The sequence below is a fragment of the Paenibacillus sp. GP183 genome, assembly GCF_900104695.1.
Taxonomy (GTDB): Bacteria; Bacillota; Bacilli; order Paenibacillales; family NBRC-103111; genus Paenibacillus_AI.
This window is the reverse complement of sequence record NZ_FNSW01000001.1, coordinates 2,005,737-2,028,561: the sequence shown is the minus strand read 5'-3', so window position 1 is coordinate 2,028,561 and position 22,825 is coordinate 2,005,737. Positions and strand designations below refer to the sequence as shown.

General features: G+C 45.5%; 22 protein-coding genes and 2 pseudogenes. 17 read left to right on the top strand and 7 right to left on the bottom strand.

Annotation, left to right across the window (positions count from 1 at the left end; all coding sequences use genetic code 11):
• Positions 1–5: 5 nt before the first annotated feature.
• Genes BLV33_RS10120 through BLV33_RS10090 form a run of 7 tightly spaced genes read left to right on the top strand, consistent with a single transcriptional unit; the run spans position 6 to position 6,375 of the window.
• Complete coding sequence (locus BLV33_RS10120; RefSeq protein ID WP_090790634.1) at positions 6–830, top strand: ABC transporter permease; 825 nt, start codon at positions 6–8, stop codon at positions 828–830.
• 37 nt (positions 831–867) lie between these two features.
• A complete protein-coding gene (locus BLV33_RS10115; protein WP_090790632.1) occupies positions 868–1,899 on the top strand; it encodes an ABC transporter ATP-binding protein in 1,032 nt (343 codons plus the stop codon).
• 23 nt (positions 1,900–1,922) lie between these two features.
• Entirely contained in the window at positions 1,923–3,119 is a 1,197-nt protein-coding gene (locus BLV33_RS10110; protein WP_090790630.1) for an extracellular solute-binding protein, read from the top strand.
• Positions 3,116–3,958, top strand: a complete 843-nt coding sequence (locus tag BLV33_RS10105; protein ID WP_090790628.1) for an ABC transporter permease — start codon at positions 3,116–3,118, stop codon at positions 3,956–3,958. Before BLV33_RS10110 ends, BLV33_RS10105 begins: the two co-directional genes overlap by 4 nt.
• Positions 3,955–4,419 (top strand): hypothetical protein, encoded by a 465-nt coding sequence (locus BLV33_RS10100; protein WP_090790626.1) that lies wholly within the window; start codon positions 3,955–3,957, stop codon positions 4,417–4,419. Before BLV33_RS10105 ends, BLV33_RS10100 begins: the two co-directional genes overlap by 4 nt.
• A gap of 5 nt (positions 4,420–4,424) precedes the next feature.
• A complete protein-coding gene (locus BLV33_RS10095; RefSeq protein ID WP_090790624.1) occupies positions 4,425–5,432 on the top strand; it encodes a CehA/McbA family metallohydrolase in 1,008 nt (335 codons plus the stop codon).
• Between the two features lie 22 nt (positions 5,433–5,454).
• On the top strand, positions 5,455–6,375 hold the full coding sequence (locus BLV33_RS10090; protein WP_090790622.1) for a tetratricopeptide repeat protein: 921 nt from the start codon (positions 5,455–5,457) through the stop codon (positions 6,373–6,375).
• On the opposite strand, the gene BLV33_RS10085 is transcribed toward BLV33_RS10090, so the two are convergent.
• Entirely contained in the window at positions 6,372–6,923 is a 552-nt protein-coding gene (locus BLV33_RS10085; protein ID WP_090790620.1) for a GNAT family N-acetyltransferase, read from the bottom strand. The two genes, BLV33_RS10090 and BLV33_RS10085, sit on opposite strands and share 4 nt — an antisense overlap.
• A gap of 159 nt (positions 6,924–7,082) precedes the next feature.
• On the opposite strand from BLV33_RS10085, the gene BLV33_RS10080 reads away from it, so the two are divergent.
• On the top strand, positions 7,083–8,399 hold the full coding sequence (locus tag BLV33_RS10080; protein WP_171909090.1) for an IS1380 family transposase: 1,317 nt from the start codon (positions 7,083–7,085) through the stop codon (positions 8,397–8,399).
• A 497-nt stretch (positions 8,400–8,896) separates the two neighbouring features.
• A complete protein-coding gene (locus BLV33_RS10075) occupies positions 8,897–9,244 on the top strand; it encodes a YkgJ family cysteine cluster protein (protein WP_090790615.1) in 348 nt (115 codons plus the stop codon).
• A 13-nt stretch (positions 9,245–9,257) separates the two neighbouring features.
• Here BLV33_RS10075 and BLV33_RS10070 read toward each other — a convergent pair whose 3' ends face one another.
• Positions 9,258–9,560 carry an EthD family reductase gene (locus BLV33_RS10070; RefSeq protein WP_090790613.1) on the bottom strand — a complete coding sequence of 101 codons (303 nt, stop codon included), beginning with the start codon at positions 9,558–9,560 and terminating at the stop codon, positions 9,258–9,260.
• Positions 9,561–9,619: 59 nt separating this feature from the next.
• Here BLV33_RS10070 and BLV33_RS10065 point away from each other — a divergent pair, with 59 nt between their 5' ends.
• Positions 9,620–9,808 (top strand): glycoside hydrolase family 88 protein, encoded by a 189-nt coding sequence (locus tag BLV33_RS10065; protein ID WP_216234738.1) that lies wholly within the window; start codon positions 9,620–9,622, stop codon positions 9,806–9,808.
• Positions 9,809–9,850: 42 nt separating this feature from the next.
• On the opposite strand, the gene BLV33_RS10060 is transcribed toward BLV33_RS10065, so the two are convergent.
• The 5 genes and pseudogenes from BLV33_RS10060 to BLV33_RS10045 all read right to left on the bottom strand — a co-directional run bounded on the left by BLV33_RS10060 (position 9,851) and on the right by BLV33_RS10045 (position 14,095).
• Positions 9,851–11,629 (bottom strand): metallophosphoesterase family protein, encoded by a 1,779-nt coding sequence (locus tag BLV33_RS10060; RefSeq protein ID WP_090790611.1) that lies wholly within the window; start codon positions 11,627–11,629, stop codon positions 9,851–9,853.
• 202 nt (positions 11,630–11,831) lie between these two features.
• The gene (locus tag BLV33_RS29940; RefSeq protein WP_253187225.1) at positions 11,832–12,029 is read right to left on the bottom strand and encodes a YiaA/YiaB family inner membrane protein; all 198 of its coding nucleotides are present in this window, start codon (positions 12,027–12,029) and stop codon (positions 11,832–11,834) included.
• A 60-nt stretch (positions 12,030–12,089) separates the two neighbouring features.
• A pseudogene (locus BLV33_RS29935) lies at positions 12,090–12,296 on the bottom strand (YiaA/YiaB family inner membrane protein); the annotation flags it as partial.
• A gap of 151 nt (positions 12,297–12,447) precedes the next feature.
• Positions 12,448–13,299: an ABC transporter permease gene (locus BLV33_RS10050; protein WP_090790609.1), complete on the bottom strand. Its 852-nt coding sequence runs from the start codon at positions 13,297–13,299 to the stop codon at positions 12,448–12,450.
• Positions 13,300–13,318: 19 nt separating this feature from the next.
• Positions 13,319–14,095, bottom strand: a complete 777-nt coding sequence (locus BLV33_RS10045; protein WP_090790607.1) for an ABC transporter ATP-binding protein — start codon at positions 14,093–14,095, stop codon at positions 13,319–13,321.
• A 330-nt stretch (positions 14,096–14,425) separates the two neighbouring features.
• Here BLV33_RS10045 and BLV33_RS10040 point away from each other — a divergent pair, with 330 nt between their 5' ends.
• The 7 genes and pseudogenes from BLV33_RS10040 (at position 14,426) to BLV33_RS10010 (ending at position 22,728) form a co-directional block, all read left to right on the top strand.
• Positions 14,426–15,319, top strand: coding sequence for an NAD(P)-dependent oxidoreductase (locus BLV33_RS10040; RefSeq protein ID WP_090790605.1), 894 nt, complete (start codon positions 14,426–14,428; stop codon positions 15,317–15,319).
• Positions 15,320–15,499: 180 nt separating this feature from the next.
• Positions 15,500–16,564 carry an aliphatic sulfonate ABC transporter substrate-binding protein gene (locus BLV33_RS10035; protein WP_253187021.1) on the top strand — a complete coding sequence of 355 codons (1,065 nt, stop codon included), beginning with the start codon at positions 15,500–15,502 and terminating at the stop codon, positions 16,562–16,564.
• A 28-nt stretch (positions 16,565–16,592) separates the two neighbouring features.
• Positions 16,593–17,948, top strand: coding sequence for an LLM class flavin-dependent oxidoreductase (locus BLV33_RS10030; RefSeq protein ID WP_090790603.1), 1,356 nt, complete (start codon positions 16,593–16,595; stop codon positions 17,946–17,948).
• A gap of 157 nt (positions 17,949–18,105) precedes the next feature.
• Positions 18,106–19,317 (top strand): threonine synthase, encoded by a 1,212-nt coding sequence (locus BLV33_RS10025; protein WP_090790601.1) that lies wholly within the window; start codon positions 18,106–18,108, stop codon positions 19,315–19,317.
• A 277-nt stretch (positions 19,318–19,594) separates the two neighbouring features.
• Entirely contained in the window at positions 19,595–20,776 is a 1,182-nt protein-coding gene (locus BLV33_RS10020; RefSeq protein WP_090790599.1) for an oxalate decarboxylase family bicupin, read from the top strand.
• Positions 20,777–21,324: 548 nt separating this feature from the next.
• On the top strand, positions 21,325–21,873 hold the full coding sequence (locus BLV33_RS10015) for a Rieske (2Fe-2S) protein (protein ID WP_090790597.1): 549 nt from the start codon (positions 21,325–21,327) through the stop codon (positions 21,871–21,873).
• A 175-nt stretch (positions 21,874–22,048) separates the two neighbouring features.
• A pseudogene (locus BLV33_RS10010) lies at positions 22,049–22,728 on the top strand (serine/threonine protein kinase).
• Positions 22,729–22,825 lie beyond the last annotated feature (97 nt).

Below are 22,825 nucleotides of genomic sequence, written 5' to 3'. Positions count from 1 at the left end.
CACGTATGAGTTGGTATTTAAGAGGGATAGGTTCCCGTAAAATCATTGAATTTATTGTTCTTGTCGTGTTTATCATTTTCTTCTTGGGGCCATTGCTGAATTTGGCCATTTTGGCATTCACCGGCAAATGGAACTATCCGGATGTGATTCCTCATGAATGGTCTTTGAAATGGTGGAGCTTTGTACTACACCAGGAGGATATCGCTAAATCGATCGGCCTGTCTTTTCTTATTGCCACGATTGTGACTGCTCTGTCTATAGTGCTCTGCATCCCTGCAGCTTACGCGTTTGCCCGTATTCGATTCCCGCTAAGCCGTTTCTTCCTGTTCTCCTTTCTTCTGACACATGCTTTTCCCAAAATGGGGCTCTACGTGTCGATCGCCGTGCTGTTTTACAAGCTTGGATTAATGAATACTTTGCTCGGGGTAGTGTTGATTCATATCATTAACGTTCTCATGTTCATGACATGGATCCCGACGGCCGCATTTCGAAACGTCCATACAGCTCAAGAAGAGTCCGCACGAGATGTGGGAGCAAGTCCTTTCCGTGTGTTTCGCAGCATCACGCTGCCGATCGCGATGCCGGGCATCCTTGTCGCCTCGATATTTACCTTTCTTAATTCGCTCGATGAAGCGCAGGGATCGTTTCTGGTGGGTATTCCCAATTATAAAACCATGCCCATTGTGATGTACTCGATTATCAGTGATTATCCGGCCTATGCGGGAGCTGTTTTTTCGATCATCTTGACGGCTCCGACGGTGATCCTGCTGCTTGCAGCTCAGCGATTTGTAAGTGCGGATGTCCTGTCAAGCGGATTCCAAATTAAATGACCATGGAACATAGATGTACTAATTATAGGAGGTCAGGATGGACATTCAACTATCGATTCAGCGGTTGACGAAACGCTACAAAACCGGAGAGGGCGTAACGGACATATCCTTCGAAGTCCGAAAGGGTGAATTGATCACTTTACTCGGCCCTTCTGGCTGCGGTAAAACTACTGTACTGCGCAGTGTCGGGGGATTTCTGGATGCAGATTCAGGAGATATACTCATTGAGGGCAAAAGTGTTCTTAAGGCTCCTCCGGAAAAACGCCCCACATCCATGGTATTCCAAGGCTATAATTTATGGCCGCACATGACGGTTTACGAAAATCTGGCGTTCGGCTTGAAAATACGCAAAATCAAAAAGAACGAGATTGAACAAGCCGTATCCGATGTCCTGAATCTTGTCCGTTTGCCGGGAGCTGAGCGCAAATACCCGGGGCAGCTCTCAGGAGGACAGCAGCAGCGGGTGGCAGTTGCCCGATCGCTCTTGTTAAAACCAGCCGTTCTGCTGCTGGATGAACCTTTTTCTGCACTGGACGCCAAGCTGCGTCACGAGATGAGGGAAGAACTGCGGGAGATTCAATCCAAAACCGGGCTTACCATGGTGTTTGTCACGCATGATCAGGAAGAGGCATTATCGATCTCCGATCGCATTGTCGTCATGAACCAGGGACATATCGAGCAAATCGCGTCACCGCAGGAAATCTATGATGACCCAAACTCGCTTTTCGTCGCTCAATTTATAGGCAAAATGAATTTCCTAAAGGGGGTGGTGGCAGCCGATCAGGTGGTGGTAGGTCAACTGGCTTTGCCGAATTCGAAAAATTTTTCCGGTAACGTAATCGTCGCAATTCGACCGGAAGATGTGAATCTTCATGGGGAAGTGGAGCATGGACTTTCGGGGTCGATCAAGCAAATTATGGTACTGGGACATTACGCAGAAGTATCCATCGATTTACTGGAGTTTGGAATGATTCGAACATTTAAACCGCGAGATTTCGTCAAAGATCTTCATATGGGCCAGAGCGTTAAAGTGAGCTTTGCAAAAGCATTAGCATATCCGCAAATATAACATTCATTTGGGAGGAATTATTCATGTTACGTAAGAAATCCACCATTTTACTCTTGTCAGCATTCGCCCTTACATCCACTTTTTTATCAGCCTGCGGCAACACGAATACAAGCTCAGGTTCCGGCAGCTCTGCAAGTCCAGCTAGCTCTGCCAGTCCGAGTGCCACAGCGGCTGCAGCCTCCACCCAGCCTGTCGAGTTTAATTTCTATTTCACTGGCTCTCAAAACGTGAAGGATCTATGGGATACGATCATTCCGATGTTCGAGAAACAGACGCCTGGCGTGAAGGTGAAGGAGGTTTATATTCCTTCCGGTACGGGCGCCCAACCTACCTATGACCGCCTAATTGCTGCGAAACAAGCTGGTAAAGGCTCGGGAGATATCGATTTATATGAAGACGGTCTGTCTTATGTGACCCGCGGCCAAAAGGATGGCCTCTGGGATACCCTGGCTGCCGACAAAATTTCAAATTTGAGTAAAGTAGACCCTTCTATATTGAAAGACATTTCCAATTTGGCTGTTCCTTATCGTTCGTCCGCTGTAGTTTTGGCTTATAACAGCGATAAAGTAAAAACACCTCCAACTACATTGGATGAATTGTACGATTGGATCAAGAAAAACCCGCAAAGATTTGCTTATAATGACCCTTCTACAGGGGGATCCGGCAACTCTTTTGTAATGACAACTCTGTATAAATCGCTTCCTGAAGAAGCCATCCACAATTCCGACCCTGCTATTGAGAAGCAATGGGATCAAGGCTTTACGCTGCTCAAGGATCTTGGAAAATATGTGTACGGCAAAGGTATTTATCCGAAGAAAAACCAAGGAACGCTCGATTTGCTGGCTTCTGGCGAAGTTGACATGATTCCTGCTTGGTCGGATATGGTGCTCGATCAAACAAGTAAAGGGCAGCTTCCGAAATCGACGAAAATGACTCAGTTAAAGCCCGGCTTTAACGGCGGTCCTACTTACCTGATGGTGCCTCAGCTATCTACGAAGAAAGAAGCAGTTTACAAGTTCCTGAACTACGTTCTATCTTCTGAAGCGCAAACGACCGTCGTAACTAAAATGAGCGGCTTCCCGGGTATTCAACTTTCGAATATGCCGCAGGATATTCAAGACGCTTTGAAGACATCTTCCGCAGGATTCCGCTCATTCAATATCGGCGATCTGGACAAAGATATGACCAAACGCTGGCAAAGTGATGTTGCTGCTCAATGAGTAAACAAATGAAAATGGGGTTACTGGGGTTACTTCTGGTAATCCCCTCTTTTTTGGTGCTATTCGTCATTGTTGTCATCCCGATATTCATTTCTTTCAAAGAAAGCCTGACGAACAAGTCCGGCGGGTATGATTTGTCCAATTACCAATATTTGTTCACCGACAAGCTGATGCGTTCCAATATTATATTCACCCTTGAAGTTACGATCATTTCTGTCATTCTCGTGCTGGTTATCAGTTATGCGCTTGCGGCATATATGAGATTCAATAACGGAACGGCTGTTCAATGGATCCGCAAAATGTACATGATCCCGATCTTTATTCCATCTGTAATTGCTACGTATGGCTTAATCCAATTGCTGGGTAATCATGGTTGGGTCGCCCGAATATTAACTGCAGCGCATATGGGAACTTTGCCTCGCATCATTTTCGATATGAAGGGAATTATCATCGCCAATTTATGGTTTAACATTCCATTTACGACCATGCTGCTCGGTTCCGCTTTATCTGCAGTCCCTAACTCCGTTATTGAAAGCGCGAAGGACGTCGGAGCCAGTGCATTGCGAATCTTTTTTCAGTTCGTTTTGCCGCTTACTTACAAGACTCTTCTTGTTGCAATCACCTTTGTATTTATGGGCGTGATTGGCTCGTTCACAGCTCCATTTCTCGTCGGGGCCAATGCACCGCAAATGCTGGGTGTGTCGATGGAACAAGTATTCGGTGTGTTTCAAGACAAACAATTGGCTGCGGCAATCGCCTTTTTTACATTTATGCTTTGCTCGGTCATGGGATACTTTTATATCCGCAGTATGATTATTGATGAGGTTGCGAAATCATGAAGCAGGTTATTCTTGAAGCAGAAGGGCGAGTAACGCCGGTTAGTTCGAAATCACATATTTCATATAAGTTTTACCTGGGTCAACCGGGGGGCAAGCTGTGGATCAGTTTTGTCTACGAGCCGAAGCTTTTAGAGGACCGGGATCTGGCGAAAAAGATGATTATGGACAGCATAGATAAATATACCGAAGCAGATCAGCGAGAGAGAATCCAAGCGAAATGGGAATCTTTCTTGCCCCTGAAAAACTTAATTACAGTTTCAGTCGATGATCCCGAGGGACACCGCGGTGCAGGGCACAGGCATGACCCCGAGCAGCTATTATTCCTTTCCGAAGATGCGGCATCTCCGGGACTTGTCAGGGGAAGGATCCTTCCAGGAATGTGGGGAGTCACTCTGAGTATTCATGCCGTCATCACAAATAGCTGCCGGTATAAGCTGCAATTACACCATGAGGAGGAATAAGCACCATGCCCTGGATTGCTTGTGAATTACACAGCCATACTTTTCACAGCGATGGAAGACAGACACTGCTTGAGCTGGCTAACGGAGCAAAGGCGCTGGGCTTCGATTGTTTTGCGCTGACTGACCACAATACGATGACAGGTCTGCTCGATAAAGAAGCTGTGGAGCAAGAAACTGGCATCTCCATCATTTCCGGTATGGAGTGGACTACGTTTCACGGGCACATGGTTACAATCGGATTAACGGAATTTGTCGACTGGCGAGCTGAAGGACCTGATGATATCCATAGAGGAATTGCGGGAGTTCATGCTCATGGGGGAATAGCTGGAATGGCCCATCCTTTTCGCATTGGCAGTCCGATATGTACGGGCTGCTTTTGGGAATTTGAGATCCAGGATTGGAACGATCTCGACTATATAGAAGTCTGGTCCGGAACATTTCCATCGATCAAGACTGATAACACCCGCGCCTTCCGTTTGTGGACTGACAAGCTGAACGAGGGCTATCGAATTACGGCAACGTCAGGACGAGACTGGCATGCTCAGGAGCAAACGGATGAGCCGGTTTCGGTCACGTATCTTGAAGTCGACGATGGGGATGAACCGATGACAGTCAAAGCGGTGTATGCTCTCGCCTCTGGCAAAGCAACCGTGACCATTGGACCCCATCTTAACATAGGCCTCTTAACCGATACTGCTTCTTACGGGGTCGGCAGTACCGTACTCCAACAAGAGCTAAGCAATAGATATAAGATCAACGTAAGTATAGATATATCCGCGCGGCAAGGGATTTGGAATTTTCCTGAGCCCCATTACACGTTGAAAATTATGGGAAATACCGGCGTTCTGAGCGAATATTCCGTTTCTTTAGAACAGCTGGACAGCGTGATCTCTATTGAAGGAGACGGGCTCATGTGGATCAGAGCAGAGCTATGGGGTAATGTCAGGGGAGTTCGGGCGTTAATTGCTTTTACAAATGCTATTTATTTTGAACATGTAAGGAGAGATTCGTAATGAGGATGCTTGGTGAGAGGTCATGATCGAAATCTACGCCGATGAATTTAAACAGGCAAGTCAAACTCTCATTTCCAAGATGCTAAGCGGCGAAGTGACCGCTGGCAGCGACTATTACCAAGCCGCCCTGCCCATGCTTGAACTTCTTCGCAAGGTATGCCCGGATCGAGTCGAATTTGCCGCTTGGCAGGCCGAAATTCTGCACCTGGATGGTAATTTGCGCCGAGCAGGTGAGCTCTATAAGCGGGTATTGGAATTGGTTCCAGCCCAAGAGCCGAATGAACGGGAAATCAGCTTGATCCGCAAATTTTGTCCGATGTTACTCACGACACCGCTGGAATGTTTTCCTTTAAAAGACGTTGCGGCTGTCCATCACCCGACTCGCCCGTTAATTGGGTATCATTTGTTTTGGGAGGACGATTATGATTTTCCCGATGATTATGAACCGTGCGACCACGAAGAGATTTGGATTGAATATGATCCGCAAACAGAGGTGGTCACAAACGTACTGACGTTTTTCCACAGCAGCGTGATTGAATCCAAAGCTGCGGCTCAAGAGGCAAGAGATCATGGTCAGCGTCCTGTCATACGAATCGAGTGGGGAAAGCATGGCTCGTTACTTAAGGATTGGGAGAGCTTGATTATTCCACTCAAGGAAGTCCCCGTGACGGACTGGTTAAAGGACACGTATGAGCATGTGAAAGCAGGAGGGCGTGTTCCGGAGCATCCTTTGAAAAGACACTGGCCTAAAGGTTTTGAGGGGACGTTTGAAGACTATTGCAATTTTTCCGTTCCGGTGGACCCGCTGTACTATCTGGAGCGTAAACCATTGCTGTTCAAATCACTTTGGGTGAATGCGACTCTTTTCACTCAGGGGCTTCTCTACAACTTCCATCCGAAAATGGAATGGCCTGAGAGATTTCAACGCTTGTCCAATAATTAATGCAGCGTTAAACGCATTACATGTCGTCGACTTCCAGCGATGCCGACCTCGACGAACCCAAAATCTCTAAATAATGGAACAAATCCCATGAACCGATAGCTTGGAGAATCAGGGTCAACAGGATACGCTTCAATGACCGTTGCGCCATTTTGACGTGAATGATCGATTGCTGCTAGAATCAACTGATTCATAACACCTTGCCCCCGATATTTTCGAGGAATATAGAAACAGACGATAGACCAAACATTTTGCGGATTCTCATCAGGTTTATGTAATCCTCCAAGATCACGATAAGTTGAACGAGGAGCGATAGAGCACCATGCAACCGGTTCATCGTCTACATATCCCAAAATACCTATAGGCATTTGATCATGCACCATTTTTTTGATGGCAGTTTTTTTGTTTTCCTTATTTTTTCGATCCTCGGGCTCTCCACGCCAGACCATACACCAGCAATTCTTTGGACCGCCTCTGCTTTCAAAAAGCTTCTCAAAATCGGACCAACGATTTTGATCGACTTCGAAGAATACTAGGCCTGAAATATTCATAGCACTTCATTAACAATGCTATAAAAAGCAGTAGTGACAAGGGATCTAAGCGATTTAATGGGTCACTTAAAAAGTGAAACGAAAACATGGAAAAAGAGTCCATTCTTTGGTAGTGTTGATGGTGACCAAACACACCAAAACTACAAAGGAGACTCTTCTATGTCAAGTTTACAAGAGTACGGCATGAACTTCAACCCCCGAATGAAAGTGAATTTTGAAGGCGGCGATCTGACTTCGGACGCTGGCCTACTTCTATATAAAGAATTCGACCACAAACTTGGTCTTACTCAGACCGTTAAGCAATTACTCGTTGTACACGATCCCGTTCATCATCGGGATCATTCCAATTCAGATGTTGTGCTCCAGAAGATCTATCAGCATCTGTGTGGCTACCATACCGATGATCATGCAGATGACTTGTCTCACGAACCGTTGTTGACCGCCTTGTTAGCAAAAGAACGGCTGGCTTCTCAGCCGACAATCTCTCGCTTTAATGAAAAGGCGAATATCGCGACCGCCAAATCGTTGGAGAACATCAATGAAATGCTACAGGGCCGGGCATATGCAATCGAGACACGTGATCAGTTTGTGTTAGATTTGGATTCCTCCGGCTTTGCTACCTCAGGTAAGCAACATGGAGCGAACTATAATCATCACTACGCACAAACCGGATTCCATCCGCTGTTTTGCTTTGATGGATTGACTGGTGACTGTTTACGGGCGGAACTTCGTGCCGGCAACGTGTACACTTCCCGCCAGGTTGTACGATTTATGGGGCCTATCCTGGAACGTTATCAATTTTGGGCACCGAAGGCCTTACTTGTCTTTCGCGGGGACAGCGGCTTTGCCGTTCCGGGATTGTTTGACCTTGCCGAAACGAAGGGGCATAAATACGCGATCCGTCTGAAAGCCAATGCCCGTCTGCAATCTGCTGCACAAGAGATGGCAGACCAAGTGCTTAATCCCCAAAAGCTACATGAGAGACAAGTACACTACCGTGAATTCCAATACAAGGCGAAATCTTGGAATTGTGCGCGTCGTGTAATCGTTAAGATGGAACGGCCAGCAGGAGAGTTGATTTTTCAATTCACCTTTATTGCTACGAACATGACTTTGCAAGCACGTAACGTCATTCGCTTTTACTTTCAACGAGGTCACATGGAGAATTTCATCAAGGAAGCGAAGAACGGCTTTGCTTGCCATAAGATGAGTAGCACTGCATTCGAAACCAATGCCGTTAAATTACAATTGGCGATGTTGGCATATAACTTCAACAATTGGTTTCGCAGGTTGTGTTTACCCGAGAGACTCAAGCCAAGTCGTATGGAAACGCTGCGAACCAAACTGATTAAAATTGCGGGGAAATTGATCTATTCCGGCCGCTACTGGACATGGAAATTGTGCAGTTCCTGTATTTATCGTGAGCCATTCCTTGAAACCTTGAACAATATCCAATGCTTGCCTCGGTTCGGTTGATGGCTGGATTTGACTGACAAAATCCAAAAGTAGTACTCCGGCGTAACGGGCAAGTGCGTCCATTTCCACACCACTAAGAAGGAATGTTGCTCATTTTCTCGATAACCGCTTAAAAGATCCACTCTCTGCTATCTCTTAAACACGGATAGGAATGATATCGCGAGAATTTTTTTCTTTATTTCCCCAATTCAACTAAGTAGCTTAGGGCTCCATGAATATTTCAGGCTAGGTTATTTAAAGAGTTCGACTTTTCCATATTTATCTCACCTCTATCTCCGATATAATATTTAAAATAAGTTATGAACGTATTATGAAACAATCACACCTATAAATCAAGCAGAGTTCATCCCAGAATCCAATCATTTAACCCGAAATTTATATTGACAAAAAATTATTTTTGTGATATAATAAAATATTTTTTATTTGATCGTTTGTGCAATAAATGATATATAGGTAATATATTTATCTTTTAACTAGTCCGATTAGGAGGGTTCTTTTTGGAAAGTCTTCCATGCAAAGGATGCAAGGGTCTATGCTGCGGTCCTGTTCCAATCACTGAACAGGAGCTGAAGAGCATAAAAAAGAAAATTAAATCGATGCCTCAAAAAAGCAAGTTGGAGTTGGAAAATCAGGAAAGGTTTTTTGGTACATGCATTTTTTACGATCAAGTTAATGACGGGTGCGGTATTCATTCGGTTAGACCGTCAATATGCCGAGCGTTTGGATTCCATCAGAATTTGATTTGTTTTCGCAAGCCTGAAGCAGCTTCAATGGGAAATTGGCATGCAAAAGAAATCCCAATCGGTATATTGAGCGAAGATTATACCTGGAAGGATTTCAATTAAAACTGGCAGCCGGTTATTTTACGATCGTGATTATGGGCGGCTTGTGCAAATATTTAAATAATTGGGGTCCGTCCTCTTCTGCAGCTCGCGCTTCAGGACTGGTAAAGGCCTGATTTAGTGCATCCATATTTTCAAACTCGAGTTCAACAATTAAATAAAGTTTTAAGTCGGTATTTTGTGAATGAATGACACGCTGTATAGTTTCGTTTTTAATATTGGGAATCTTTTTACCCAGCGGAACATGAACATTGAAATAATGTCTTTCAAATCCCTCTTTGTCCTTTGGCTCTTCATACATAATAATCATTTTAGCCATGATAGCACCTCACATTATAATTATTTTAAGCAAGATATGTTAAATAGATGCCAACTTTAGTGATAATAGAATCAATTAATGCTGTGATTGTACGCATTGACGAAAAGGGAATAGTACGCGAAGTATCCTATGGGACTCCTGTTGACAAGGACAAGCAATTTTATAAAGATATCCCCATTTCACCTATGACCTATGGTCAAGCCTTGACGATGCTGTGTTTAATTGAAGGGCTGCGTCACTTGAAATAAAAAGAATAATCCCACAGGCATTAGACCTGAGGGATTATCTCATTAATGAATTGTGATATTTTGCGTCGCGTTCGCGGGTATCGTAACTAATACTTCGAGATATTCTTGTCCGTCTACGGCGTAGTTCTGTTTGATCGTGCCGGTTGAAACCTTGTAACTTCCGGCAGTCATGTAGAACGGAACCGTGACAGTGATCGGTTTGTTCAGGCGGTTCGTTACGGTTGCGGTTTGCGAGGAAGCATGTCCATCGTTGGCCGCAGCGTAATCGGCTTGGAACGACATGATCCCGGATTTCGTTACGCCGTTTTGGTAAACCGGGATAGAATATCCTGGCTCCTCGTAGATGTACCCGGTGGGCTGCCCATTGTTCATGACAAAATTCCGGAATCCTATCCACGGTTTGCCCGTGAGCTCGATAGCTGTCGTCGTGATATAGAGGATGTTTTCTTTTTGGGTCACATTATCGATATGCGTATGTCCATGCAGGCTAATCTGAACTTGATACTGCTTCATTAAATCGATGATTTGCTGGGCGCCTTCTCCATGCCACAGCTGATCATATTTCAGCCCGAGCTTTTCCCCCAGAGCCAGGTTTACGGGCGTCTGCGGGTTGTGCTGGCGATCATATTCCTTCCAATACTGCTGCACTTCAGGATCACTTTGCGGCCATAAATCACGGTCTCGATAAATCGGATTGTTATGGGCTAGCAGCCCTCTCAGTTGTCCCGGCTGCGCTGTCGCAGCGTTCTTCGCAAGATCCTGCTTGACCCACTGCAGCTGCTCATTCCGAACTTGTCCGCCCCAGGTAGGCACTAATACAGTGCCGGTGCCGCTTCTATCGATTTTGTCCCAATCGAATGAATTCAGTGCGGTAAAGTGAGCGTACTGGCCGTAATCGAATGAAAAATACTGCGGTCCGAAGTATTTTGTCCAGTAATCCAATCCATCCGACAGCGTACCATCCTGTGCATAACCGTCATGATTGCCCGGGATGAGATAGACCGGAACATTCAGCTGCTGCAGCACTTTATAAACTTCTTCATACTCATATATATATTCTTGGGGATTCAATTGGCCGAACATCAAATCGCCGGTCAGAACAACGAAGTCGGGATTTTTCAGGTTGACTTCCTTGATCGTTTTTTGGAGATATAGCCAGCGTTTGCTCGGATCAGGATTCCAAATGCCCGCTTCAGTTGCTAGTGCAGGGTCCGCAGCGGTAGGATCGGAAGGATCCCCTAAATTTCTGGGGGAACCGACATGAATATCCGTCATATGCAGGAACGTGAAATCTTTTTTGAATTGATCCACCACTTTGACCGTATGGGGCTGCTTATCGGTCAGGCGCATACCATTGCCTGTATAGGCGACCTCAAGATCGTACAACTTTTCCGGGATCTGACTAGGGATTTGCACAGTGACATCGTAGATAGTTGAACTTTTGTTCCAATAGGATTGTCCCATTGATACGGACTGTACTGGAAGATCGTATTCACTTGTAAACGAAGAATTGTTCGTTTGCTTTAATTTGATGCTCCAGGCTCCGGCCACTTTCCCTTTGCTGTCCACCTTGACTGTTAAAGATTGGCCTTTCTTTTGAATGGCGGGTGTTGAAAAAAGAGGGTAAATAATTTGGTTCACTTTCGGACTGAGTGAGACGTTCGGCGCCCCGATGAGATAATTCGTGCTGATCCCGATCCCGCCGTCCTTGTCGCCCGCGGTGCTTTTAGGACTGTCGACGGCTTGAGCGGTTGCGGGCAATGCCAAGACTAAGACTAACAATAGAATGTTTGCGAGTTTTAATAACCGGTTTTTGTTCATTTCATAACTCCTTTAATTTTATTGGCTAAATTTTTGGCCATTGTGATGCTGACAAGCGACCAAAGTAGTTATTGAAATGTTTATCCACTGGGGACTTCAAGCGAAACGATTGAAACATAAAGAAATTGTTAAAACAAAAAGCAGCTTTCCAATAAGGAAGCTGCTGTAAATGCCACTCAGGTTTCAGTTTGGAAGTTTTATTTTACTCTTCCAATGTATGGATGTTCAAATTCATATTGTCTTCCTCATTATCACGAATTGTCTTTTGCAGAACCAAACAAGAAACAATGAGAAATGCACCGCCAATCGCATAATAGCCTTTTACAGAAAATGGTTCTTCCAGCGTGGATATCCCTATATATTCAGCGAAAATGGCAATGATGAAGCCGCCCCAAGCCATAAAAGTGAATGCTGATGTATTGCGTTTACGGTAGTTCGGATTTTGCTCTTGCAAGAATTTGTCCTCGTCGTTGTCTCTAGATACCTTTTGCAGGAGAAAGGAGGTAATCATGAGAAGAACTCCAGTAACAGCGTAGTAGCCTTGAACTGATAATGGCTGCTTTAAGGTGTAAATGCCGATAAATTCAAAACTGGCTGCAATGACGAATGCCGCCCATGCCATAAAGGTGTAAGTAGGTGTGTTGCGTCTGCGATAAAAATTGTTCATTCTACGATTTTGTGAGTTTTCCATGAGGACCCTCTCCTATTGAGCAAATGTTGTTCTTAATAATTTTATTTTACAACATTTTCCGCTTATGAAAAGTACTATTTTGTCATAGTACCTGGTCCTAAATAGGTTTAAACCTCAATTTATTTTCTTATCCCCGATAATTGTCCTGCCAGCTCAGCAGCTTGCGCTCCAATAACCGGACAAGCGAATCGGTAAGCTTGCCGACAATCGCAAAGATCATGATGCCGACGAACACAACGGACGTATTCGAGAATTGCCTTGCATCAAGAATCAAATACCCGATCCCATTGCTTGATCCCATGAGCTCGGCAACCACTAATCCCAACCATGCGACGCCTAGAGACAGCCTGACCCCCAACAGGATGTTGGGAAGTGCTGCAGGAAAGATGAGCCATACAATCTGCTTCATACGACTAAATTCCAAAACTCTGGAGACATCGAATAATTTATTGTCTACATTGCGAATACCCAAAAAAGTATTGATGTACAGCGGAAAGAAAGCCCCTTTGGCAATAAGCAATATTTTGGACAGCTCCCCAAATCCAAACCAAAGAATAAACAGCGGAGTGACCGCTAAATGCGGAATCATTCTAAGCATCTGAAAAGAAGGATCTAAGGTATTCTCCATTTTTCGAAACAAACCCACGGCAATGCCGAAAAACAATCCCAAAAATCCACCTAATCCAAATCCGATAGCCACTCGAGTAATACTGAACTTCAGATGAGTAAATATTTCTCCCGAAGCGATTAACTCGCCAAAAGCCTTTAAAATTTCAAAGGGGGTGGGGAGGAGGTTTTTCGAAACAAGCTCGAGGCTCCCGGCAATTTGCCAGATCACTAACAAACTGACCGGAAGCAATGCTCCCAGCAAGAATGTGTAGGTTCTTTTGCCTAGCCTCCATGTTTTTTCCTTATTCTGAACGACTTTATCGCTGCTGCTTATTTGCAAAGGTAACAGTTCTGCCTGATTGCGGTCCATATTTCGATCTTCCCTTCGTTTATATTCCCGAACTATCGATGAGTTCCAATTCATCTATGTTCTCAAATTCCCGCATAACCTTGAGTCTTATTTCCTGAAATGCAAGGCTTGATTTTTTTCTGGGAAAAGGCAGGTCATTCACGATGACGGATCGGATTGAACCTGGACGAGGCTTTAAAATGACAACTCGATTCGCCAGAAAAATGGCTTCGTCGACATCATGGGTAACAAAAATCATCGTCGTTTTATTTTTTTGCCAAATGTCCAGCAGAACTTCTTGCATGTGGGACCTAGTAAAAGCATCCAGAGCTCCGAAAGGTTCATCCAGAAGAAGTATCTTCGGATTTCTTAACAGCGCCCGGGCTATGGCGACACGCTGAGACATCCCTCCTGAAAGCTCCCTGGGGTAAGACTTTGCAAACCCATCCAGCCGCACTAATTGGATCAATTCATTCACTCTTTCACGAATAATCGGGTTTTTGAGCGATAAGTCTGCGGCAATGTTTTTCTCCACCGTCAACCAGGGGAAGAGCCGGGGTTCTTGAAAGATAAAGCCTTTATCGATTCCAGGCCGGGTTACAGGTTGGTCACCAAGATTGACAACGCCATTATGGTTGATGTCGAGGCCTGCGATGATTTTCAGCAATGTGCTTTTGCCGCAGCCGCTTGGACCGATGAGGGTGACAAACTCGCCTTCCTTGATACGCAGGTTGATGTTATGCAAAGCGTGTACGGAGCCTGATTGTGTATCGAAACTTTTATCCAAATGTGAAATTTCCAGATGAGACGCTGTCATTGAGAATTACTCCTTCTTCATAAAAATAGGTCAGTAAATGAAAAAAAACAGAGTCATTTCCTATAAAGGAATATGTCTCCGTTTGTACGGTCAACGTTTTTGTCCATGTAGGACCAAGTTATCATGTTTTAATGCATACTATTCTCATAGGAATTATATTGATTGTTGCATGTAATCATAACAACACCCAAAAAAAATGTCAATGCAAACATAAGGCCAATTAAGATCTAAACATTTGACAGCACCTTGCAATGGTGTTACGTTTTAAAAAAACAAATGGAGTAACGGGATTTTTGTCCGGATTACTCTTGTAGAAAGGCGGTTATATTGTTGGAGCATACTGCAAAAAATACGGTTATCGGCTTTATTGGTACAGGAATAATGGGGAACAGTATGGCCGGACACTTGCTCGGAGCGGGCTTTCCGCTTCATGTGTACAGCCGTACAAAATCCAAAGCGGAGGAATTGCTTTCGAGGGGTGCCGTTTGGCACGAATCTCCGGCCTCACTGGCCGAACAGTCTAATGTAATTATCACGATGGTCGGTTTTCCCAGTGACGTCGAGGAGATCTATTTGGGAGACAGTGGAATCATTAATCATGCTAAGCCTCACAGTTATTTGATTGATATGACAACCTCAAGTCCGTCCTTGGCGCAGCGCATTGAAAAAGCTGCAGCCGAGAAGGGATTATTTTCGTTGGATGCCCCGGTATCCGGAGGGGATGTGGGTGCACGTGAAGCGAAGTTGTCTATAATGGTCGGCGGGCTGCTGGAAACATTCGACGCGATGCTGCCCATTTTAAATATTATGGGATCGAACGTTGTATATCAGGGAAGTGCGGGAGCCGGCCAGTACACAAAAATGTGCAACCAAATCGCCATTGCCTCTAATATGATGGGTGTCTGCGAGGCTCTGGCATATGCTCAAAAGGCGGGTTTGGATCCAAACACCGTACTGAAAAGCATCGAATCCGGAGCGGCCGGGAGCAGGTCATTGAGCGGCTTGGCTCCTCGTATTATTAACGGTGACTATGCCCCCGGTTTTTATGTAAAGCATTTTATTAAAGATATGAATATTGCTCTGCAATCCGCTAAGGAAATGAATCTCGATCTGCCGAGTCTGTCTCTGGCCCGTTCCCTTTACGAGCGTTTGGTCGAAATGGGAGAAGAAGACAGCGGCACGCAGGCGCTATTCAAGGTAATTAATAGACATTCGTCAAGTTAAATGGTCGGCGCGGTTATCGCATTATTAATTTCCTAGTTGACAGGTGGGTTTACTGAGTTTATTATAGGAAATTATAAGAACGTTTATATCATGCCGATCGGACAGCCGAAGGCCTTATTGTTAGCAGGACTAACAGTAAGGCCTTTTTATGTGTAAAACAATAAAGGGGAGAACAGGAACATGAACATGAAAAAACAGAAATGGACTTTATTTTTCTTAACTGCAGCGGCGATTTTGATCTTGGTTACGGGTTGTGCCAGTAAAAACGCGGAAAGTTCCGCCAAGCCTTCAACCGAAAGCGGCAAAGCAGCAGTCAACGCAGCAGGCACTGGAGGAACTCAAAAACTAAAGGAAAAAGTAGTCGTTAACATAGGAATTCAGCAAAGCATTTGGCCAATCTTACTTGCCAAACAGAAGGGCTGGTTTGAAGAAGAGTATGCCAAGGTCGGAGCCGAGGTGAATTGGATTGAATTCCAGAGCGGACCTTCGTATTTTGAAGCCATAGCGTCAAACCGTTTGGACTTGGGGCGCGTCGGAGATTTGCCGGTCGTGTCCGGCCAGGCTGCGGATGTCCCATTTAAGGAAATATCCGCAGGAAGCTTCGGCTCCAAAGGACAAGCGATTTTAGTGAAGAAGGATAGCCCGCTTAAGACCGTCCAAGATTTAAAAGGCAAAAAGCTTGCCTTTGCCAAAGCAAGCTCGGCTCAATCTATGGTTTATAAAATTCTTGAAAAGGGAGGACTAAAGCCGTCCGACGTACAGATTATTTCTCTTCAGCCGGATGAAGCGCAAGCCGCCTTTGAATCAGGCTCTATAGACGCATGGGGAATTTGGGAGCCATTTATGTCCACGCAGATCGTTAAGAATGGGGCAAGGGTGTTGGCCAATGGTGAGTCGATCGGATTGAAAGGTGCAGGATTTCAAATTGTCCGCACGAAGTTTGCCGACGAGCATCCCGATCTCGTGACGATTTATTTGAAAGTCGAGGAAAAAACTCAGCAATGGCAGAATCAGCACTTGGAAGAAGCTATCGATGTTTACGCTCAGCTTAAAAAGGTGGATCGCGAGATTATCCGCAAAGTAATCGAAAATACGCAGCCTCTGAACCTGCCAATCAGCGATGAAATTATCAAAGCTCAACAAGACGTCGCGGATTCAATGTATGAGTTGGGTGCGATAAAGAAGAAAGTAGACGTTTCTAAAGTTGTAGACAACCAATTTATTAACAAAGCATTGGGGAAATAACGATTCTAAAAGCTTTGGGGTGAAAGCAATGAGCAAAAAAAATCGACAGCTTCATCTGAACCTTTTTCTTAACCCTTACGGCCATCACGAAGCATCGTGGCGACATCCGAAAACGGATATTTCCCGGGTTTCGGATATCGGACAATTACAGCGACTTGCACTCAAGGCAGAGCAAGCGAAGCTGAATTCGATTTTTGTTGCGGATCGTTTGTCGACCTCCAAAACAGCTGTGAAATATGGCGCTGTCTCAGGGTTGGAACCAATTACGCTTCTATCGGCGCTGGCAGTCCTCACGGAGCGAATCGGTTTGATCGGCACGATCTCAACCAGTTTTAACGATCCATTTAACACGGCTCGCCGGTTGGCTTCGCTTGATCATATTAGCCGGGGACGGGTCGGATGGAATATCGTTACCTCGGGGACGGATGTAGAAGCGCAAAATTTCAGCTTCGACCAGATAGAAGAGCATGGCGAACGTTATGCAAGGGCTTCCGAATTTGTAGAATTGGCAACGAAGCTTTGGGATAGCTGGGAAGACGATGCCCTTATCAAAGACAAGGAAGCCGGGATTTTCGCAGACAATACCAAAGTACACGAACTGAACCACCGCGGAAAATATTACTCAGTGCGAGGTCCTTTAAATATTTCCCGATCTCCCCAAGGGAGACCGATTCTTGTCCAAGCCGGCTCTTCGGACGACGGCAAAGAGTTTGCGGCTCGTTATGCGGAAGCTATTTTTACGGCACAGCAGACATTCGAAGAAGCTAAAGCTTTCTACGCCGATTCCAAATCGAGGCTGGCTGCTTATCACCGTTCACCCGATGACGTGAAGATCTTACCTGGCATATGTCCAATCATCGGGGAAACGGAGGCGGAAGCGAAGGAGAAGGAGGCGAAGCTTCATGAACTTACGTCGCCGGAATATAGTCTCATACAGCTATCCAACCGGATAGGTTACGATTTATCCTCTTATCCCCTGGACGGGATGCTTCCGAGCATTCCGGAAGAGGTAGTGAGCAAAGGACACCAAAGCCGTTCGCAATTGATTGTCGAACTGGCTCGAAGAGATAACCTGACGATCAGACAGCTTCTGCTGCGCCTTGCGGGAGGGCGCGGACACCAAACCATCGCGGGTACGCCGCAGCAAATTGCCGATCGCATGGAAGCATGGTTTCAGCAAGGCGCCGCGGACGGATTCAATGTCATGCCGCAGCTGATGGGAGAGGGACTTGAGGATTTTCTTGACCATGTAGTTCCCGAACTGCAGCGCCGCGGCTTGTTCCGTACAGAATATACCGGCTCCACACTCAGGGAGCATTATGGCCTTCCGCGACCGGAGAGCCAGTATGCTCCCATTTCGCAAACCAGGGTCCGAGAAGCATGAGCTTAAATTTCTCTGCAGCGTCTTAAACAAACGCGAGCAGAGATTTTTTTGCGTTAGATTGTTAGACTATTTCATCAATACTTAGTAAACTATAAATATATGGATAAGGTTTGAAAGAGCATAAATAATAATTTAGATGGAAGCAGGTAAGAGTTCTATGAATTTCAGTTATGTATCCCACTTGGATTGTCCTGTCTGCAGCAATACCTACGATACGAATAGCGTGCATCAGCTTTGTTCCTGCGGTTCGCCCCTGTTGGTCAGATATCGTTTGGGAGAGCTTAAGAACGATTTGGATCGAGAACAAATTAAAGCTCGGAAGCCGGATCTCTGGCGTTATCATGAATTGCTTCCAGTAACAGATCCGAGCCATGTAGTGACGCTGGGCGAAGGAATGACCCCGCTTCTTCATTTTCACAATCTCGGAAACGATTATGGGTTATCGCAGCTTTATATGAAGGATGAAGGATTAATTCCAAGCGGCAGTTTCAAAGCGAGGGGAGCTGCAGTCGGTGTCTCCAAAGCAAAGGAGTTAGGTGTGCAGGAGCTTGCCATGCCGACTAACGGAAATGCGGGGGCGGCTTGGGCGCTTTACGCTGCTCGTGCCGGCATCAAATCCACCATTGTGATGCCAAAGGATGCGCCGTCTATTCCACGTGGCGAGGTGGCTTTAGCCGGAGCAAACTTATTTTTAGTGAACGGCCTTATCAGCGACGCAGGCAAGATTGTGGCTCAAGCCGTTGCAAGAGATGGCTTGTACGATGCTTCTACCTTGAAAGAGCCTTACCGTATTGAAGGAAAGAAGACGATGGGAATCGAAATTGTCGAGCAGCTCGACTGGCAGATGCCGGATGTCATTCTGTATCCGACAGGCGGGGGCGTAGGATTGATCGGTATTCATAAGGCTCTATTGGAATTAATAGAGCTAGGTTGGGTGAGCGGTAAGCTGCCCCGCCTTGTAGCCGTTCAGGCTGAAGGCTGTGCGCCAATAGTGAAAGCATGGGAAGAAAAGAAAGAGCGTTCCGATTTCTGGAACGATTCCAAGACGATAGCTTTCGGAATTAACGTACCTAAGGCGCTCGGCGACTTTCTCGTGTTAAGAGCGCTGTATGAAACGAATGGCGCAGCGGTCGCCGTATCGGATGAAGAGCTGCTGCAGGAGCAGTCGAAGATTGCGCGGCTGGAAGGTGCTTTTATATGTCCTGAAGGAGCTGCCGCTTTTGCAGCTGCCCGCAAGCTGACTCAGTCAGGCTGGATGAAAAGCGGCGAGAAGGTCGTCGTACTCAATACCGGGGCAGGTATCAAGTATCCGGATACAGTTCAAGTGAACCCGCCGATATTGAACATTGGGGATATCATTCCGTCCTGATCCCGAAACAAGCCTCCAACGCCACTTTTATAGTGGTATTGGAGGTTTTTTTTCATTTTTTGGGACTGGATCGATTAGATACACGCTTTTCGAACCCCCTCGCAGAGTATCTATCCTCTACCGACGAACAAAGAAGTTTTCCCAAGATCAATTAATGGGGTGTACTTCCATTTAAATTGTTTACAGTCATACGAACGGAACCTATCTCATAAATTATTACTTGAATGAGGGAACAGAATTCTCCTTGTAATCAATCCAAGAGAGAGGAGTATGACTCATGGAAAGCCGGCCTAAGACTCAAGCCTCGAACGAAAATATACCGCAGCCCATAAGGAATGATGGCGCCGGAGCGACGGATTTCGGTCCTCGGGATGTCATGCGGGATCTTGAGAACCCCGACATGCTGGTTCCGCCTGTTACTGATGCCGGCTTGCTTCCTAACTTGAAATTTTCATTCTCGGATACTCATATGCAATTAAATCATGGGGGATGGTCCCGGGAGATCACCGTGAGGGAGCTTCCTATCGCGACCACGCTTGCGGGCGTTAATATGCGCTTAACACCGGGTGGTGTGCGTGAGCTCCACTGGCATCATCAATCAGAATGGGCATATATGCTGTATGGGCGGGCACGCATAACCTCGATTGACCCGGAAGGAAGAAATTTCATCGCCGATATCGGCCCGGGTGATCTCTGGTACTTTCCCGCAGGACTTCCACATTCCATTCAGGGGCTGGAAGAAGGCTGCGAATTTCTGCTCGTCTTCGACGACGGTAAATTTTCGGACCTGAGTACCTTATCCATTTCCGATTGGTTTGCGCATACACCAAAAGATGTGCTGTCTGCCAATTTCGGTGTACCCGAGAGTGCCTTTGCCAACGTGCCATCCAAGCAGCTCTATATCTTTCAGGCCGAAGTCCCAGGTTCGCTGGAAAGTCAGAAAGTCCAATCCCCTTACGGAACAATTCCACAAAGCTTCAAGCATCAGCTGCTCGCGCAAGAACCAATTAAAACACCTGGCGGCAGCGTGCGAATTGTGGATTCCTCTAACTTTCCTATTTCAAAAACTATCGCTGCCGCGTTGGTTGAGATCGAACCCGGTGCAATGAGAGAGCTTCATTGGCATCCTAATAATGACGAGTGGCAATATTACCTTACCGGTCAGGGACGTATGACGGTTTTTGCCGGAAACGGTGCAGCTCGCACCTTTGATTATAGAGCCGGTGATGTCGGATATGTACCCTTTGCTTTTGGGCACTATATTCAGAATACCGGCAACCAAACGCTGTGGTTTTTGGAAATGTTCAAGAGCGACCGATTTGTTGATGTGTCATTAAACCAATGGATGGCGCTTAACACTCGCGAGCTGATACGGGACAATTTGCATGTCGGGCCTGAATTACTGGACGCGCTGCGCAAGGAGAAGTGGCCCGTCGTTAAATATACTAATGTCCTCTGAGCCTTTGAACGTAAATAATGTATTATGCCTTACTGAGGCATGTTTTTCTGTTTACGCAATATGATCATGTTGTAGACAACATAATAAGCAAACATAACAAGCAAAAGTCCGGCTGTCCAGCCATTGGGCCTGGGAATGATTTAGCTTGCTGGCTAATACATTATATCAATATGAAATTATAGGAGGAAACGTATGATTCCAACTATTGTTATCCAAATTGCTCTAATCATTATCATTGTACGATCTGTTTATGTTGTGGTTCAAAGAATCAACGCATCGCATAAAGCTTGGTTAGATATCTTATTCCATGCCTCGATCGCGATTGTTGCTCTACATTTCTTAATGGGATAACCGGGAACTTAATGGAGAAAATAGTAGACTAACGGCTGCTTCGGCAGCCGTTTTTATTTTGGGAAAGTTTATAAACCATGCGGTAGGTCTGAGCAGTTCATGAAATTGTAAAATAAAAGCAATTTTAACATGGGAATATGTAGGATAATTGAGTTGCAGGAAAAATCATTTATTAAATTCCCTTAGAGGTGATTGTGATGGATAAAGATCGGCAGCCTCAAAAAATCAGCAGAAGGAAGTTTCTGAGCACATCAGGGAGGGTGGCACTGGGAGCTGTAGGGATATTGGCAGGAAGTACGGGTTTATTCTATTACGGCTCCCTCCAACAGCATAAAAGAGTAATGGCGAATCCGGCGGAAATACCGGAAAGTGTCGTGAAGCTCGGAGAGCTCGACTGGTTCCAGACTATTAAAGGTGTAGAAAAAATAGATTATGAAGCTGTCATTCGGGATGCATGGGTAACGAAGCCTACGAAAGGCTTTGTGTATGTGACCAAAGACGAAGCTGGTGAATTAATCGTGTTTTCACCAGAGTGCACTCACCTGGGCTGTACAATAAACCCGTCATCCGAGACGGAAAAGAAAACGCGGTCCGATTTGCTTTTTTCCTGCCCGTGTCATGGTGCTCAATTCGATACAAAGGGAAACGAGATCCGATTGCATCTGCGTCCCTTGGACATTTATCGACCTATCATTGCAGGCGGCAACGTTTATATTGATATTTCGGCTCCTATAAAGCGGAGTTGATTTTCGCATGGAACTTATTGGGCTGCGTTTTGGATTAACGTTCAGTAAACACTCAGCCAGCTTTCAAGTCTGTTTCAGGTTTAGGCTGCATAATGGATCGATTAGGAATACTCTTTTTGGAGTATGACGAACATATGCTTATTCACATAGAACTGACAATTAGGAGAGGATGGTCATGATTTCGGATTGGAAACAAGCGGAGGGAGCATTGAAGGACGTTGAGGTAGTTGGTCATGAAAACAATAAACCTGTTTCCGTCATCGGGTTTGCAGATGATTTGCGCTGTATCGGTATTGGAACGGATGCCGCGGTCTTTTATTATCCGAACACCCCCAATTACGCCTATAAAGTGTATTCCGATAAATCATTAAAGAAAAAGGAATTGGAGGCAGGTATATACGAACGATTAAAAGGATCGCGGTATTTCCCTCAATGTTATGGAGCCGGACCTAACTATTTGGTTTTAAGTTTTGAACAAGGAGTTATCTTGTATGACTGTTTCTGCAAGGTGTTCGTGTTCCAGAACAAGCTATCCAAGACGTCGAGGATTCCCGTGAGTTTGTCCGAAGACAGGGGCTGAACCCAAGGGATATTCATCTAAAAAACATTCTCTTACAAGAGGGAAGAGGTAAAGTTCTTGATGTATCGGAATATATCATAGAGGGAAATGATAATCGATGGGAGCACCTAGTCTGGTCGTATAAACATTTTTATCCTCTGATTTGCGGCGTACAGGTACCTTTATGGATGCTGGAAACCATTACGAACTGGTATAATCGGATGGATACGGCAAGCTTTGGCATTGAGGAGTTCTCTAAACGAGTGAGTCGGCTTTTCTTTGGGGAACGCAATTAACTGGGATTAAAAAATTCAATTTCAAGTGATTAAGACGTATTATGAGACCGTCGATTAATTCCTTAACTTACGGATCAGTAGATACTCATAATTTCTC

Bases quoted from the DNA above. Each gene is read 5' to 3' on its own strand.
- BLV33_RS10120 (WP_090790634.1), top strand. From the start codon at position 6: ATGAGTTGGTATTTAAGAGGGATAGGTTCCCGTAAAATCATTGAATTT.
- BLV33_RS10115 (WP_090790632.1), top strand. From the start codon at position 868: ATGGACATTCAACTATCGATTCAGCGGTTGACGAAACGCTACAAAACC.
- BLV33_RS10110 (WP_090790630.1), top strand. From the start codon at position 1,923: ATGTTACGTAAGAAATCCACCATTTTACTCTTGTCAGCATTCGCCCTT.
- BLV33_RS10105 (WP_090790628.1), top strand. From the start codon at position 3,116: ATGAGTAAACAAATGAAAATGGGGTTACTGGGGTTACTTCTGGTAATC.
- BLV33_RS10100 (WP_090790626.1), top strand. From the start codon at position 3,955: ATGAAGCAGGTTATTCTTGAAGCAGAAGGGCGAGTAACGCCGGTTAGT.
- BLV33_RS10095 (WP_090790624.1), top strand. From the start codon at position 4,425: ATGCCCTGGATTGCTTGTGAATTACACAGCCATACTTTTCACAGCGAT.
- BLV33_RS10090 (WP_090790622.1), top strand. From the start codon at position 5,455: ATGATCGAAATCTACGCCGATGAATTTAAACAGGCAAGTCAAACTCTC.
- BLV33_RS10085 (WP_090790620.1), bottom strand. From the start codon at position 6,923: ATGAATATTTCAGGCCTAGTATTCTTCGAAGTCGATCAAAATCGTTGG.
- BLV33_RS10080 (WP_171909090.1), top strand. From the start codon at position 7,083: ATGTCAAGTTTACAAGAGTACGGCATGAACTTCAACCCCCGAATGAAA.
- BLV33_RS10070 (WP_090790613.1), bottom strand. From the start codon at position 9,560: ATGGCTAAAATGATTATTATGTATGAAGAGCCAAAGGACAAAGAGGGA.
- BLV33_RS10060 (WP_090790611.1), bottom strand. From the start codon at position 11,629: ATGAACAAAAACCGGTTATTAAAACTCGCAAACATTCTATTGTTAGTC.
- BLV33_RS29940 (WP_253187225.1), bottom strand. From the start codon at position 12,029: ATGGCTTGGGGCGGCTTCATCATTGCCATTTTCGCTGAATATATAGGG.
- BLV33_RS10050 (WP_090790609.1), bottom strand. From the start codon at position 13,299: ATGGACCGCAATCAGGCAGAACTGTTACCTTTGCAAATAAGCAGCAGC.
- BLV33_RS10045 (WP_090790607.1), bottom strand. From the start codon at position 14,095: ATGACAGCGTCTCATCTGGAAATTTCACATTTGGATAAAAGTTTCGAT.
- BLV33_RS10035 (WP_253187021.1), top strand. From the start codon at position 15,500: ATGAACATGAAAAAACAGAAATGGACTTTATTTTTCTTAACTGCAGCG.
- BLV33_RS10030 (WP_090790603.1), top strand. From the start codon at position 16,593: ATGAGCAAAAAAAATCGACAGCTTCATCTGAACCTTTTTCTTAACCCT.
- BLV33_RS10025 (WP_090790601.1), top strand. From the start codon at position 18,106: ATGAATTTCAGTTATGTATCCCACTTGGATTGTCCTGTCTGCAGCAAT.
- BLV33_RS10020 (WP_090790599.1), top strand. From the start codon at position 19,595: ATGGAAAGCCGGCCTAAGACTCAAGCCTCGAACGAAAATATACCGCAG.
- BLV33_RS10015 (WP_090790597.1), top strand. From the start codon at position 21,325: ATGGATAAAGATCGGCAGCCTCAAAAAATCAGCAGAAGGAAGTTTCTG.